Annotated in this window: 17 protein-coding genes; 5 read left to right on the forward strand and 12 right to left on the reverse strand. The window is 62.4% G+C overall.

Annotation, left to right across the window (positions count from 1 at the left end; all coding sequences use genetic code 11):
• Positions 1-280: 280 nt before the first annotated feature.
• From FA04_RS09005 to FA04_RS09025, 5 genes are all read right to left on the reverse strand, one after another.
• On the reverse strand, positions 281-1,138 hold the full coding sequence (locus FA04_RS09005; RefSeq protein WP_034788156.1) for a transporter substrate-binding domain-containing protein: 858 nt from the start codon (positions 1,136-1,138) through the stop codon (positions 281-283).
• Between the two features lie 64 nt (positions 1,139-1,202).
• A complete protein-coding gene (locus FA04_RS09010) occupies positions 1,203-1,979 on the reverse strand; it encodes an ABC transporter ATP-binding protein (RefSeq protein WP_034788153.1) in 777 nt (258 codons plus the stop codon).
• 2 nt (positions 1,980-1,981) lie between these two features.
• On the reverse strand, positions 1,982-2,704 hold the full coding sequence (locus FA04_RS09015; protein ID WP_034788151.1) for an ABC transporter permease: 723 nt from the start codon (positions 2,702-2,704) through the stop codon (positions 1,982-1,984).
• Entirely contained in the window at positions 2,704-3,423 is a 720-nt protein-coding gene (locus tag FA04_RS09020; protein ID WP_034788148.1) for an ABC transporter permease, read from the reverse strand. Before FA04_RS09020 ends, FA04_RS09015 begins: the two co-directional genes overlap by 1 nt.
• 33 nt (positions 3,424-3,456) lie before the next feature.
• Entirely contained in the window at positions 3,457-4,881 is a 1,425-nt protein-coding gene (locus FA04_RS09025) for a M20 family metallopeptidase (RefSeq protein ID WP_034788145.1), read from the reverse strand.
• Between the two features lie 293 nt (positions 4,882-5,174).
• Here FA04_RS09025 and FA04_RS09030 point away from each other — a divergent pair, with 293 nt between their 5' ends.
• Entirely contained in the window at positions 5,175-5,831 is a 657-nt protein-coding gene (locus FA04_RS09030; protein WP_034788143.1) for a GntR family transcriptional regulator, read from the forward strand.
• Positions 5,832-5,859: 28 nt separating this feature from the next.
• Here FA04_RS09030 and FA04_RS09035 read toward each other — a convergent pair whose 3' ends face one another.
• Complete coding sequence (locus FA04_RS09035; RefSeq protein WP_034788140.1) at positions 5,860-6,504, reverse strand: VIT1/CCC1 transporter family protein; 645 nt, start codon at positions 6,502-6,504, stop codon at positions 5,860-5,862.
• A gap of 83 nt (positions 6,505-6,587) precedes the next feature.
• A complete protein-coding gene (locus tag FA04_RS09040; protein ID WP_034788138.1) occupies positions 6,588-7,478 on the reverse strand; it encodes a LysR substrate-binding domain-containing protein in 891 nt (296 codons plus the stop codon).
• Positions 7,479-7,590: 112 nt separating this feature from the next.
• On the opposite strand from FA04_RS09040, the gene FA04_RS09045 reads away from it, so the two are divergent.
• Together FA04_RS09045 and FA04_RS09050 are read left to right on the forward strand one after the other, a co-directional pair.
• A complete protein-coding gene (locus tag FA04_RS09045) occupies positions 7,591-7,869 on the forward strand; it encodes a hypothetical protein (RefSeq protein WP_051659126.1) in 279 nt (92 codons plus the stop codon).
• Positions 7,870-7,968: 99 nt separating this feature from the next.
• Positions 7,969-8,172: a DUF1127 domain-containing protein gene (locus tag FA04_RS09050; RefSeq protein ID WP_034788135.1), complete on the forward strand. Its 204-nt coding sequence runs from the start codon at positions 7,969-7,971 to the stop codon at positions 8,170-8,172.
• A gap of 128 nt (positions 8,173-8,300) precedes the next feature.
• Here FA04_RS09050 and FA04_RS09055 read toward each other — a convergent pair whose 3' ends face one another.
• Positions 8,301-8,513, reverse strand: a complete 213-nt coding sequence (locus tag FA04_RS09055) for a hypothetical protein (RefSeq protein WP_034788132.1) — start codon at positions 8,511-8,513, stop codon at positions 8,301-8,303.
• A gap of 453 nt (positions 8,514-8,966) precedes the next feature.
• On the opposite strand from FA04_RS09055, the gene FA04_RS09060 reads away from it, so the two are divergent.
• Positions 8,967-9,971, forward strand: a complete 1,005-nt coding sequence (locus FA04_RS09060; RefSeq protein WP_034788530.1) for a GlxA family transcriptional regulator — start codon at positions 8,967-8,969, stop codon at positions 9,969-9,971.
• A 150-nt stretch (positions 9,972-10,121) separates the two neighbouring features.
• Positions 10,122-10,721 carry a YdeI/OmpD-associated family protein gene (locus tag FA04_RS09065; RefSeq protein WP_034788129.1) on the forward strand — a complete coding sequence of 200 codons (600 nt, stop codon included), beginning with the start codon at positions 10,122-10,124 and terminating at the stop codon, positions 10,719-10,721.
• Between the two features lie 275 nt (positions 10,722-10,996).
• Here FA04_RS09065 and FA04_RS09070 read toward each other — a convergent pair whose 3' ends face one another.
• The 4 genes from FA04_RS09070 to FA04_RS09085 form a co-directional block, all read right to left on the reverse strand.
• A complete protein-coding gene (locus FA04_RS09070; RefSeq protein WP_127889108.1) occupies positions 10,997-11,443 on the reverse strand; it encodes a DUF805 domain-containing protein in 447 nt (148 codons plus the stop codon).
• A gap of 200 nt (positions 11,444-11,643) precedes the next feature.
• Positions 11,644-12,120 (reverse strand): VOC family protein, encoded by a 477-nt coding sequence (locus FA04_RS09075; protein ID WP_034788525.1) that lies wholly within the window; start codon positions 12,118-12,120, stop codon positions 11,644-11,646.
• Positions 12,121-12,243: 123 nt separating this feature from the next.
• Positions 12,244-13,536, reverse strand: a complete 1,293-nt coding sequence (locus tag FA04_RS09080) for a GGDEF domain-containing protein (RefSeq protein WP_226020692.1) — start codon at positions 13,534-13,536, stop codon at positions 12,244-12,246.
• A gap of 292 nt (positions 13,537-13,828) precedes the next feature.
• Entirely contained in the window at positions 13,829-14,662 is an 834-nt protein-coding gene (locus FA04_RS09085) for a response regulator (RefSeq protein WP_034788121.1), read from the reverse strand.
• Positions 14,663-14,793: the final 131 nt, after the last annotated feature.

A 14,793-nucleotide genomic window follows, 5' to 3' on the forward strand; every position in this document is an offset into this window, starting at 1 on the left:
ACACCAGTGCCAGTACATCCGTGGTCAAAAGTCTAAAGCGACGCGACAGTTGCGAGCGGCGAACACATTCAGCGCTCATAAGCAAATGTCGACAGATGGGCTTATACGAAGCGATTGTGTTCGAAAGATGTCCACACGCGCTGCGCGTCGCTATTAAATAAACAGCCCTGCCAACCGCCTCGCAAGCGCGCGAGGAAGCGCGGGGCATTCCAAACACAGAAAACACCGCGCGTTCGACGGAACGCGCGGTGCTTTGGTTGAGAGGGCGAACCGACCCGGATTACTGCGGCGTCAGGTCGAAGCCGAACCACTTCTCCGACAGGCGCTTGATGGTACCATCGGCCTTGGCAGCGGCAATTGCGTCGTCGAACAGCGCCTTCAATTCGGGGTCGCTCTTGCGCAGGCCAACGGAGCTGCCGGCGCCGAGGAAGCCACCCTGGAAGCGGGGGCCGGTGATGACCATGTCGCTGTTGGCGGGCTTTTCGACGGTCGTCTTCAGGTAGCCCATGGACGCCATGACGAAATCGACGCGGCCGGCGACGAGATCGAGATCGTGCTGCTCGGTCGTCTTGTATTCGCGCACCTCGACGACGTCCTTCAGATATTCGTCGATGAAGCGCGCCGCGATCGAGGCGGTCTGGACGCCGATGGTCTTGCCTTCGATCAGCGGCTTCAGCTCGTCGACCGCCTTGCGCGCGCCGGCCTCGTTTGAGGCAAGCGAGAAGAGCTCGCCCTTCATCGGCAGGGTTTCGAGATCACCGCCCTTCAGCGTCGCGAAGGCCTGGCCGGTGCTGCCGTAGGACATCGAGAAGTCGATGACTTCCTTGCGCTTCTCGGTGGCCGACATGCCGGCCATGATCGCGTCGAACTTGCCGGCGTTGAGCGCTGGGATCATGCCATCGAAGGACTGCGCGATGACGGTGCATTCGACCTTCATGTGGTCGCAGAGGATCTTGCTGAGCTCGATCTCGTAGCCGTCGAGCGTGCCGTCCGCCTTGGTCAGGTTATAGGGCGGAAAGGCACCTTCGGTGGCGATCGTCACCTTCGTCCACTTCTTGTCTTCGGCCTGCGCCGGCATGGACATCAGCCCCGCGGCAACGGCAAGCGCCGATGCCATGATTGCGGTGGTCTTTTTCATTGCAGCATTCCCCTTTTGTGGATGTTGATTGCTTTGTTTTTCGGCCCGCCGATCACGACAGGCTTCAACTCTTGATGAACTGGCGGAAGCGTTCGGACTTCGAATGGGTGAAGACCTCGTGCGGCGGCCCCTCCTCCTCGATCGTGCCCTTGTGTACGAAGACGACGCGGCTCGAGACGTCGCGGGCAAAGCCCATCTCGTGGGTGACGACCAGCATGGTGCGCCCCTCCTCCGCCAGACCGCGCATGACGCGCAGCACCTCGCCGACCAGTTCCGGGTCGAGCGCCGAGGTCGGTTCGTCGAAGAGCATCGCCTTCGGGCGCATGGCAAGCGCACGGGCGATCGCGGCGCGCTGCTGCTGGCCGCCGGAGAGATGCGAGGGATAATGGTTGCGCTTGTCGGCGATGCCGACCTTGGCAAGCAGGGCTTCGGCCTCCTCGATCGCCTCGACGCGCGGGCGCTTCAGCACATGCACCGGCGCCTCGATGACGTTTTCAAGCACGGTCTTGTGGGACCAGAGATTGAAGCTCTGAAACACCATGCCGAGTTCGGAGCGGATGCGGTCCACCTGTTTCTGGTCGGCCGGGCGGCTGCGCCCATCGTTCGATGTCTTCAGCCGGATCGCCTCGCCGGCGACCTCGATCGTGCCCGAATTCGGAACCTCCAGCATGTTGATGCAGCGAAGCAGCGTCGACTTGCCGGAGCCGGAGGATCCGAGGATGGAAATCACCTCACCCTCGCGCGCGTCGAGCGACACGCCTTTCAGCACCTCGACCGGGCCGAAACTCTTGTGAAGGTCGTGCACGCGGATCGCGACCGGTGCGGTGACGGCGGCGGACATGTTCAATGGGCTTCTCCCTTGAGTTCGGCGGAGATCGGCAATGGCGCGCGCAGCTGCGGGTTAAACCGGTGTTCGGCAAACGCAACGAGCCGGGTCAGCGCGAAGTTGATGGCGAGATAGATGAGACCGGCGACGACGAAGACCTCGATCACCCGGTAGCTCTCCGAGATCAGCTTGGCGGCGACGCCGGTGATTTCCATCAGCGTGATGATCGAGGCGAGCGAGGTCGCCTTGACCATGGAGATCATCTCGTTGCCGTAACCGGGCAATGCCTGGCGCAGCGCCTGCGGCATGACGATGCGCCGAAAGATCATGACGCGCCCCATGCCGCAGGCCCGCGCTGCCTCGACCTGGCCGTGCGGAACCGAAAGGAGGCCGCCGCGGATGATTTCGCTCGCATAGGCGGCCGTGTTCAGCATCAGCGCCAGCACGGCGCACCAGTAGGGTTCGCGCAGAAGCGGCCAGAAGATGCTGTGGCGAACGGCGGGAAACTGGCTGAGGCCGTAATAGATCAGGAAGATCTGCACGAGCAGCGGCGTTCCGCGAAACAGGAACACGTAAGTGCGGGCAAAGAGATCGAGCGCAAGAATGCCCGACAGACGGGAGAGCGCCAGCCCAAGAGCCAGCACCGAACCAAGCGCGATCGATGTCGCGGCAAGCTCCAGCGTCAGCGGCAGCGCCGTCGCCAAGCTCCAGAAGGTTTCGATGGCAAATTTGATATCCATCAGCCCCTCCTGACGCCGCGCGAGAACCGGCGCTCGGTAACCTGAAGAACCAGGCCCGACACGGTCGAAATCGCGAGATAGATCATGGCTGCAATGAAGAAGAAGTCGAAGGGACGGCTGGTCGATCCGGCGCCGATCTGAGCCTGACGCAAGAGTTCGACGACACCCGTGACCGAGACCAGTGCTGACTCCTTCAACACCACCTGCCAGACATTGCCGAGACCGGGCAGCGCATAACGCAGCGTCAAGGGTGCAATGATGCGGCGAGACTTGAGGAGCCGGCCCATGCCGCAGGCGGTTGCCGCCTCCAACTCGCCCGGATGCACGGCGCGGAAGGCGCCGCGATAGACCTCGGTCTGCTGGGCGCCTGAGGTGATGCCGACCGCAAGCGCACCGGCGATGAAGCCGGGGAAGCTGACGAAACCCTCCGCACCGAACAATTGGCCGACGGCCGTCACCACGGCGCTGCCGCCGAAATAGAAGAGATAGATGACCAGGAGGTCGGGAATGCCGCGAAGGACCGTCGTGTAGGCCTCGGCGCAGCCACGGACGACCGGGCCGCCGGAGATCTTCGCCCAGGCGCCGAAGGTGCCGATGAGGCCGCCGATCGCAAAACCGGCAATCGCGATCAGGATCGTCATCCAGGCGCCGGCGGCAAGCGCCGGGCCCCAGCCGTCCGGCCCGAAGCTGATGATGTCGAGGAAACCGGGCTCAGTCATCGCAGCGCCTCCCTTCGCTTGTCGATCGATGACTTAACCATGGCTCACCCCGGGGATCGGCGGGTCGACATCGTCAGGAATGGGATTGACGAAGGGCGTGCCCTCGAGCCTTACGGCATGGTCGGCCTTGGCGGCGGCAATGAGCGCGGGATCGAGGATCAGCTCCACCGCCGTGCTCGCCATCACCTTGGCCGCGTGCTCCATGCCCTTGTGGGCGGCCGGCAGCTTGCCTTGCGCCACCAGCTGCCAGGAATGGCCGGGCGTGCCGATCGCGTAGGTCGCGCCGCGCATCTGCACGGTCGGCACCACCCAGCTCACCGTTCCGACATCGGTGGAGCCGACAAGCGTGCCGGCGCCGTTTTCCGGCGGAAAGATCGTGTCGCAGAGCGAAACGCCCCGTCGCAGCTTGAGCCCGAAACGCTCGAAGGCAGAGGCGATATCCTCGCCGGTAAAGGTCTCCTGGAACTTTGCCGCCGTCCGCCGATCGTCCTCGTCGAACTGCGGCGGTCCCAGATGCTCAAGCTGGCGGTGCATCAGCGCTTCGAGCGGGGTGTTTCCGACGAGGTTGGCGTCGCCGCTGACGATCTCGTCCGTGACCGTGGTGCCGGTCATCAGCGCCGCGCCCTTGGCAACGCTGCGGACACGTTCCACGAGATCGAGCAGTTCCGGCAGGCTGCGGGCGCGCACGAGATAGCGCGCCTTGGCGCGGGCCTGCACCACGTTCGGCGCGTTGCCGCCGGTGTCCGTCACCGCATAGTGGATGCGCGCCGACGATGGCATGTGTTCGCGAAGATAGTTGACGCCGACATTCATCAGTTCGAGCGCATCGAGCGCGCTGCGGCCGAGATGGGGGGCAGCCGATGCATGCGACGCCCGGCCGCTGAAGCGGAAGTCGAGCTCGTTGCAGGCAAGCGAAATGGGGTTGTTGACGCCGGCAAAGGGTGCGGGGTGCCAGGAAATCGCGATATCTACATCGTCGAACACGCCAGCGCGCACCATGAAGCCCTTGGACGAGCCGCCCTCTTCCGCCGGGCACCCGTAATAGCGCACCCGCCCCTTGATGCCGCTGGCCGCGAGGTAATCCTTGACGGCGGTCGCCGCCATCATCGCGCCGGCGCCGAGCAGATTGTGGCCGCAGCCATGGCCATTGCCGCCGTCGACCAGAGGCCGTTCCTCGGCAATGCCGGCCTCCTGGCTGAGGCCCGGCAGCGCATCGAACTCGCCGAGAATGGCAATGACCGGTCCGCCCTCGCCCGCGTCGCCCATGACCGCCGTCGGCATGCCGGCGATGCCGCGCGACACACGGAAACCTTCGGCCTCCAGCAGCGCGGCGTGTTCGGCCGACGAGGAAAACTCCTCGTAATTGGTTTCCGGCGTATCCCAGACCCGGTCGCTGAGCACGAAGAACCGTTCGCGCTTGGCTTCGAGGAGGTCCCAGACGGCATCGGCATTTTTCATCGTTTCTTGACTTCCGCAACAATAGTAACCAGAATTGGCGCCAATTTATGATAACATTTTTGGATACACAAGAGGGTCCTGAAACATTTCGAGCGATGTGCACAACGGCGAGAGGCAGGCAGGCAACGCCGCTCTCCCGCATTGAATTGTTCACGACAGCATCATAGTTTCTCCAAAAATGGAGCCAATTCCGCTGCGGCGGGCGACGCGAGGCACGCGCCGGGGACTTGGGACATGCACCAGCAACGTGCGTCAGAGGCCGGTGACAGGCGGAAAGAGAGTGTAAGGCAGGAATGAGCGACGATCTGACGGAAATGCTGGCGCCCGAGGAAAAGCCCGAGGACAAGAAGGACGTTACCGACCTCCTGCTGCACGACATCCTGACCGGGACCCTGCCGGCCGGCGCCTGGCTGAAGCAGATCGACCTGGAGCGCCGCTACGACTGCACGCGGCCGGAGGTGCGCCGGGCGCTCGACCGGCTGTCGCAGCGCAGGCTGGTGCAGCACAATCCCAACCGCGGCTACCAGGTCTATGAACTCGACGACCAGCGCACGCAGGAAATCAGCGATATCCGCGTGATTCTCGAAACCGGCGTCGCCGACCGCATGGTTGCCAATGCAACGCCCGCCACCATCGCCGAACTGCGGCAACTCGCCCGGCAGTTCGACGAGATGTCGTTTCGCGGCTCCATCATGGAGCACTATGACGCCAACCTCGCCTTCCACCGCGCGCTTCTCATGCTCTCGGGCAATTCCGAACTCGTCGACGTCGTTGCCGAAATCCGCCAGCGCACCGTATCGGCCCCGGTATCGCAATGGCGCACCCGCGCCCGCATCGAGCAATCGGCCCGCGAGCACCACCTGATGGTCGACGCGCTGGAAGCCCGGGATCTGCCCGAACTGAAACGGCTGATCGAAATCCACATCCGCCAGGCACCGATCAAGGTGTGAGCGAACCCTCGTCGCTCAAGGGCGAAAGTTATCCGCCAAAGAGGATCGTCACCGCCACCAGAACCGCGCCGATCGCAGCCATCGCAAAGGCCATCGGCCAGGGGCTTCGGCCCATGTAGCGGCCGAGGCGCGCGCCGATGACGAAGAGCATGACGAGCGCAATGGCGTTGGAGGCGCGCATGGCGAGCGCGACATTGTCCGTCAGCAGGAAGGGAATGCTTGGCGGCAACGTCGAGGCGACGACCAGCAGGAAGATCGCGGCGGCTGCCTTAAGGTCGTGCGCAGTCACCACCCTGTGCCTGGGATCGGCGGAAAGGGCCCTCACCCGGACAAGCAGCGCTTCCGTTTCCTTGGGCGAAGAGACGCGGCGCACATCGTCCGGCAGGCTTTCGAGAAACAGTTCGCGGGCGCGATCGAGCCGCTCAGACCTGAGCCTGTCGAGAAAACCGCGCCGTCGCACGCGCTCCACCACCGTCGTCAGCACATACATGACGCCGTCGACGATGCCCCAGGCGATGTTGCAGCCGAGGGCGGCGACGAGCACGGCATTGACACCGCCCTCGCCGGCCGTGACCGTGCTCATGGTTCCCGTGAAGGACAGCGCCATCAAGAGGCCGAAGATGATCTCCGACAGGCGGTCGATCGGATCGAGAACGCGCGACCGTTCGCTCATGGCCGGGCACTCGACGAAAGTGGCCAGGACGACAGGAAGGCGGTGGGCAGCGACCGGGAAGAGCGCAACCGCGATATCTCCCCTTACTGGACCTGCAGATCGGCGAACGCGTCGCGCACATGGTCGGCGACCGCCAGTACAGGCGCCGGCGCATCGCTGATCACCTGCAGGCCGATATTGTAGTGGCCGAGATCCGGCAGGCCGTCGCGCTCGCCGAGTTGCACCATTTCCCCCTGGACGAGGTAACGCGGCAGCGGCGCGATCGCGAGACCGGCAAGCACGGCGGCGCGCTGCCCGGTGGTATAGGCGCTGAGGAACGCAATGCGGAACTTGCGGCCGGCGCGCGCGAGTTTCTCTACCGCATCCGCCCGCCAGACGCAGCCGTCCTCCCACATCGACACCGGCAGCGGATCCTTCAGATGCGCGCTGCCGCACTTTGCGCCGGCCCAGACCAGCTTTTCCTGCATCAGAATTTCGCCATTGCGGGGCGTTCCCTCGGTCAGGCTGTTGAAGATGGCGATATCGAGCCGGTGCTCGTCCACCTTCTTGCGCATGGCGTTGCTCATGCCGATCGACACATCGACCGTGACGTTCGGATAGGATTCGGCGAAACGCTTCAGCACCTCGGGCAGGATGCGCTCGCCAACGTCCTCAGGCGCGCCGACGCGCACGACGCCGTTCATATCCGGCAAGAGAAAGCGGGAAACCGTTTCGTTGTTGAGCGACAGCAGGCGGCGGGCAAAGCCGAGCAGCAACTCGCCCTTCGGCGTCAAGGTGACCGAGCGGGCGTCTCGCAGGAACAGCGTACAGCCGAGCATCTCTTCGAGCTTCTTGATCTGCATCGAGACAGCCGACGGCGTGCGGTAGACGGTTTCGGCGGCGGTGGTGAAGTTGCCGGTCTCGGCAATCGCGATGAAAGTCTTCAGCACGTCCATTTCGAGAAGCGGAAGCGCATGGCGCATCAGCATGTTCATGGCGTCAACCTCATTCAAAAAAACTGAAAGATAGCTTCACTTCATTTCGTTTGATTGAACATCAGCAATGGCCGATAGTCAAGCTCAAGGACGACGCAGGAAGGAGAAACGCATGTCCACCGCAGCCCTTGTTATCGCCGCTTCGAAGAGTTCCCTCCGTAACAGCCGCCTGCCGCAGGCAGTGGTAAAAAAAGAGCATAGCAGGAGCAACGACATGGTCCTCAACGCCCTCAATCAAATGATCGCCGTCCTCGACGGTGTTGCAAGGCAACGACGCGAAAAACAGATCGCGCGGAATCGGGTGGAAGCCCGGCGCGAACTCGCCAAACTGCCACAGAGAGTCCGTGACGACGTGATGTTTGCGGACCCGCTAATCAATCACCATGTTTGATGAAAGGCATCAAACATATTCGTTGGAATGATAAGTCAGGTTAGGCCATAAATACCATCATGGTCGCGACCGGCTGAGACACTCAGAAGGAGCCATGAAATGTCCAACACTCAGTTTTCATCGGCCTCGGAACGGGCATCCTCCCACTCGTCCCTTCCGGGTCTCTTCAATCTGCAGGTTCGTGCCTGGGCAGTATGGAAGCGTTATCGCCAGGAACGGGCCCTCGAGAACCTGTCCTATGACACGCTGAAGGACATCGGCTTCCCGTCGGTGGACGATGCGGTGCATAAGACCGAACAATGAATGACGGCGTGATCTGTCCCTTCTGAGGGCGTCACGATCCGGATGAATCGAAGGGCATCGCCGACAAGGCGGTGCCCTTTTCCTTTGCGTTCGAACGTGTCGTCGCGCAATCCGAAACGCAATGCGGCCTAGGTCAGCAACTCTGCGAGAAGCGACGGCCGACTGAGGAAACAGCCGGCGACAAGCCCCACGAACCCGAGCGCCAACGACCCCACGATGCCGTGGCCCAACCATCCGGCGTGGGCACCGATGGCGGTTGTCGCGACGATGACCGAAACAGTCCACAGGGCCTTCAGCAGCGAAACGGCGCGCCTCAGAGCTGTTGGCTGATTCTGCCCCACGCAAAGTACCCTTCCAAAGAGACCGCCGCATCGCATGTAATGTCGAAAGCACGCGCCGCCAATGGTGTGTGATCATCGGCCGATTTGGCTCGCACCTCTACTCGCAGTGCCGTTAATCAGGCTAGCGATCGATCCCACGAGGTCCACTTGTCTTTTACCGACACCCGCACCAGCCGTGTGAAGCGTCGCAATCGGCAAACACAACCCTGGAGAGCGCTTTGCGAATGTTGCGTATCTCTGGCAGTTCTTGTCCGATAGCGTCAACAGCGCTGTAAAAACTGCCGCTTTCCTTACAAAAGCCTGAAAGCGGGGCCGAGCCGCCTTTCACCGCGCGATGTCGCAATGCGAAATCTCTTTGCGGTCGCTGCTATCCATGCGAATGTCGCAAACAGACAAGCCGAAGAGTATCTTCCAAGCGACGAATATACCGCATCGCCAAGCATGGGAAGCCTCATGAACAAGCCACTGACCAAAAAGCGTTCTCTCGTCTTCTTCCTGGTGCCGAACTTTTCCATGCTGCCCTTTTCGGCGGCGATCGAAACGCTCCGCATCGCCAACCGCATGCTCGGCTACGAGGCCTATTCCTGGCGCCTCGCATCGTCCGACGGCGAAAAGGTCCTGTCGTCGAGCGGTATCGCGCTCGAGGTCAACTCGTCGCTTGCAGACGAGCGCAAGTTTCTCGGCGGCGAAAACCGCCCCTCGATGGTGCTGGTCTGTTCCGGCATCTATGTCGAGGACTTCAACAACAAGTCGGTCAATGCCTGGCTGCGCGAGGTCTACAATCGCGGCGTCGCCGTCGGCAGCCTCTGTACCGGCGCCCATGTGCTGGCGTCGGCCGGTCTTCTGACCGGCAAGCGCTGCGCCATCCACTGGGAAAACCTGCCGGGCTTTTCCGAAAGCTTCCCGCAGGTCGACGTCTATGCCGACCTCTACGAAATCGACAGCAACATCTACACCTGCGCCGGCGGCACCGCCTCGCTCGACATGATGCTGAACCTGATCGACCAGGATTTCGGCGAGAGCCTCGTCAACCGCGTCTGCGAACAGGCGCTGACCGATCGCGTGCGCGGGCCCCATGACCGCCAGCGCCTGCCGCTGCGCGCCCGTCTCGGCGTGCAGAACGCCAAGGTGCTGTCCATCATCGAACTGATGGAGGCAAACCTCGCCGAGCCGCTTTCGCTGCTCGAAATCGCCGAGGGCGCCGATCTCTCCCGCCGCCAGATCGAGCGCCTCTTCCGCCAGGAAATGGGCCGCTCGCCTGCACGCTACTATCTCGAAATCCGCCTCGATCGCGCAAGGCACCTCTTGATCCAGTCGTCGATGCCGGTGGTCGAAGTGGCCGTAGCCTGCGGCTTCGTCTCCGCCTCGCACTTCTCCAAGTGTTATCGCGAACTCTACAACCGCTCGCCGCAGCAGGAGCGCGCCGACCGCAAGCTGACGCTGCAGATGGCGCGATAAGCGGCAGATCAGATGGATCAGACAAGGGCGGAGCTTCTCCGCCCTTTTTCGTTGGTGACACTTTCCGCTTGTGCCGTCCTGGCGCTTGCACGCGCCGCTGTTTTGGATTGAATGGTCGGCGTTTCAGGAGAGCGAGGAGCACGCCAAACGATGGCCCCCGTGGAGATCGATCCCGCCAAGGTTCATGAATTCAAGGACTTCCAGAGCTTTTACGACTGGCTCGCCACCCACCACCAGAGCGAAACCGAAGTGTGGATCAAGACCCACAAGGTCAGCTCCGGCCTCGCCTCGGTCACGCCCAAGGAGGCGATCGACGCGGTGCTCTGCTGGGGTTGGATCGACGGCGTGCGCAAGGGGCACGACGACAGGAGTTTCCTCCAGCGCTATTCGCCGCGCGGCAAGAAGAGCATCTGGAGCCAGATCAATGTCGACAATGTCTCGCGCCTGATTGCCGAGGGCCGTATGACCGAGCACGGGCTCAAACAGGTCGATGCCGCCAAGGCCGACGGCCGCTGGGACCGCGCCTATGCCAGCGGCAAGGACATGCAGATCCCCGACGACCTGCAGGCGGCGATCGACGCTGAGCCCGAAGCCCGCGAAATGCTTGGCAAGCTCAGCGCACAGAACCGCTTCGCGCTCGCCTTCCGCACCCACAACATGAAGACCGAAGCCGGGCGCAAAAAGAAGATCGAGACCTTCGTCGAGATGCTGAAGCGCGGCGAAACGATCTATCCGCAGAAGAGCAAGTAAAGCGATTGAGGGGCACGACCGAAAGGTCGGCCTTCGTCCTGGCGGACCGGCATAGCCCGAGACCGATCCGGCACCGGCAAGGCTCGACGCCCGACGGCCGGGGGCCCAAAGCTGTTTGCACGCTCAATCTTGGCAATATCCGGCTTGATCATGCCCGGCATCTCCACCGTCACGCGCTTGGCACGTGCAGGGGCGAAAAATGAACGCCGAAGGCGACACTCGTTCTGTCGGACGCACACAAACGTCGCCTTAGCCCTTTGACTTACAGCCCGGCGTCACTGACCGGCGCGGCCGAAGCGCGCGGCACCACCTCCGACGAAGCGTAGGACCGGCGGACCAAAGCGGTTGTCACCCTCCTCGCTCGCGAGGTAGCCCAACATGACGAGGCCCAAGAGCGGCCCGACGACCGGGACGAACAGCGCAAGGTTCCACCACCCGGAACGGCCATGGTCGTGCCAGCGCTCGGTGTTGACCGTGAAGCCGAAATAGAAACTCGCGGCGATGATGAGGATGACAAGCATATGCATAAGGCTGAAGCCCGCGGCATAATTGTCGACGCCCGAAAGCGCCAACAACGCCCCGCCGGCGAACATCGCGGCTATCGCCGCAATGCAGATAACGATCTGCGCCAACCACCAGGCCTGACGTCCGATACGGCCATCAACACTCGTAAACATCTGTAAATTCACGTCGTCTCCCCCCAACAGCCAGTGCGCTTCCAAGTGCCCCCGCGCCGGCCAGCCTTGTCATCCGATAAAAGGTTCCCTCATAAACGGGTAGATGTCTTCGCGCCAAAAAGCGCCCCATGGTTGCACAGGCAGGCGGCCTTGTGCCTGGCATCTCGAGCGTCGCTGGAGGCGGGGCATGGCCCGCCTGCCGCTTCCATAACTTGCGGGTCCTGCACCCACGAGACAACCGGCTTCTAGCCGTGAAACGCCCGCTCCAGTTCGGCGATATCGAGCTTGATCATACCGAGCATCGCCTCCGTGACGCGCTTGGCGCGCGCACGGTCGGAATGGGCGACCATGTCGCCGAGCACCCTTGGCACGATCTGCCAGCACAACCCCCAGCGGTCGCGGATCCAGCCGCATTGTTCGATCTGTCCACCGTTTTCGCTGATCGCGTTCCAAATCCGGTCGATCTCCTCCTGGGTATCGCACTGGATCATGATCGAGAAGGAATGGTTGAACGGATCGAGGGGCCCGGCTTCGAGCGCCAGGAATTCCTGGTTGCCGAGCGTGAACTCGATGGTCGTCACGCTGCCGGGCGGTCCGCTCGGGCTTTCCGCCGGCAAGGTGGTGACGCGGATGATTGCCGAATTGGGAACGAGCGAAACATAGAAGTCGACGGCCTGGCGCGCCTCCTTCGCAAACCAGAGATTTGAAACGACATTGGTCATGATTTGGTCCTCCTCGTGCCGCCTGATCATGGGCGGTAACCGAAGGACGATCGACTTCGTTCCAAGCCGACAGGTGACGGATCATTATTTCCGAGGGTGGGCCTGCCGGTCTGGCCCGGCAGTTTACGAGGCCAGCGCGTCGAGCAGCGCCAACTCGGAAATCACCCGGTTCCGGCCGGCATGCTTGGCCATGTAGAGAAACTGGTCGGCGGCATGCAGGTAGTTCTCGAAGGCCTCCGAGGTCTCGATCGTGGCAAGCCCGATCGAGACGGTAATCGTCAGCTCCTCGTCGTCGGCGACGATGCGGGATTTTGCGAGTTCCAGGCGCAGCGCGTCGCAAAAGGCGAAGGCGCGCCGCACGTCGCAGCCGTTGAAGAGGATGCCGAACTCCTCGCCGCCGAGGCGGGCGAGCAGATGGTCCTCGCCAACGAGCACGGAGAGGCGCTTGGCCACATGCTTCAGCACGATGTCGCCGATCTCGTGGCCATAGGTGTCGTTGAGGCGCTTGAAATGATCGATATCAAGCACGGCGATCGCCGTCGGCTCGCCGCGCCTGAGGCACTGCTCGACCAGCCGCGGCCCCGCCACGAAGAAGTGTCGGCGGTTGTAGAGGTCGGTGAGGTAGTCGCTGGCCGCCTGCCGCTGCAGCGTCTGCAGCCGCTTCTGCACGCCGGCCGCCTGCGCAATGCGCCCATTGAACTCCGCTTCGAGGAAGGGCTTCTGAATGAAATCCGTACCGCCCGCTTCGAGGAAACGGGCGCCGGCACGCCGGTCGCCGCTGTCGGAGAGACCGATGACCGGCACCGCACCGTCGCCCCGCCGCCGTTCCACCTCGGCAAGCAGCGCTGCGCCGGACATGTCGGAGAGATCAAGGTCGGTGACGACGAGATCGACGGCCTCGCCGCTGTCGAGCACCTGCAGCGCATCGGCGGCAGATGCGACCTCGCAGACGGAAATCCGCTTGCGCCTCAAGATGCCGGCCAGTTCGCTGCGCGAGGCGGCATCGGAATCAGCAAGCAACACCGTCGTCTTGCCGTTGGTCAGCGCCCGATCAACGGCGCCAATCAAGAGATTGATCGATTCCGGCTGGTGCTTGATGACACAATCGAGCGCGCCGCGCCTGAGGATTTCCTCGCGCGTATGGTCGTTGAAGGCCGCGGTGAAGACGACGGCCGGCACCTGGTTGTCGAGGATGAATTCGAGCGCCTCGCAATTGGGCGCATCCGGCAGGTTGAGATCGAGAACGGCGAGCGAGAAGCTCTCCGGCGCCTGCTCCAGCGCTTCCTTCAGCGCCGCCAGCGAGTTGCAATGGGTAACGCGAATGCCGTGGACGGACTCAAGCCCGTACTTCAGCGCCGTCGCAAACATCCGGGAATCTTCGACAAGCAGCATGCGCTTGTCACTGTGCTTCTGCACAGAATTCACCCGGCCTGGCGTGCGGCGCAATCTCACGTCCCTGCAACCCCTCTCGAGCCACAGGCGTGCTTCCCTCAAGGGGTGACGCTGGCTCCCGAAATCTTCAACCCGGCCACTTGCCGCGCCTGGCCTTTCGGCCGGCGTGATCCGTGTGACCGGGTTCCCCGCTCCTGCTGCGGCGGATTGAAGACCGTTCGGATTGCAATTTCGTTAATACGGCAACCTGTGCGCGGCGTTTTTGGTGCACCCACCCAATAATTCTTAGGGGTTTTTACCCATCCTGCTTTGATGGTTAAGCAGGAACCCTAACTTTTTCACTGAGTGTGCGGATCTTGGTCAGCGTATCCAGGTTCTGGTTGACGCGGCAGTAGAATTCCTCGTTGACGAAGGGACGAACGACGAAGTCGTTGCCGCCGGCCTTGAGGAAGCGCGCCGACAGAAGGCGGTTGGTCGACGACGAAACACCGATGATGCGCAGCTGGTGCGGCCCGTAGGAACTGCGAATGCGCCGCGTCAGCTCGAAGCCGTCGATATCAGGCATGTTGTAGTCGGTGATGACGAGGCCGATGTCCGGATTGTTCTTGAGGAGCTCCAGCGCCATCGCGCCGTTTTCGGCCGAGCTGGTGCGGAAGTTGTAGCGCTTGAGCTGCGTCGTCAGCAGCGCGCGTGCGGTCGGACTGTCGTCGACGATCAGCACATGGTGCTTGTGGTTGGTGAGGAACCGGCAGACCGATTCTGCCAGCATGTCGACGGCAAAGACGCTGTCCTTGATGACGTAGTCGACGATCTCCTTGGCCAGAATCTTCTCGCGCGTCGATTCCTGGAACGAGCCGGTGAAGACGACCGTCGGCACGCTCATCTCGATCAGGTAGTTGAGCGCCTCGCCGTTTTCCGCCCCCGGCAGGTTGATGTTGGAGATGGCGAGCGAGGCCGGGAATGTCGCGTTTTCGACGGCGAACTGCAGATCGTCATAGTCACGGCAGACGATGACATCGATGTCGAACAGCTCTTTCAGCCGCTTCGAGACCATCGAGGAAAAGAGGTTGGAGTCCTCGGCAAGCACGATGCGGTGCTCGGCAAGGGATTCGCCGGAATAATACATTCCGGAAACGCCAAAAAATGACATTGAACGCCTATGTGAAAGAGTGTCCCCCTACAGCTCCGCGCGTTCTTCATGCCCGCCTAGTCGCTGTAACTTGCAGGCGCCATGCTAGAGGAGAAAGGCTTTCTTCGGTGTTAATAAGCGGCCGGCGAATT

Origin of the sequence: Ensifer adhaerens, from assembly GCF_000697965.2 — a bacterium.
Classification (GTDB): Bacteria; Pseudomonadota; Alphaproteobacteria; order Rhizobiales; family Rhizobiaceae; genus Ensifer; species Ensifer adhaerens.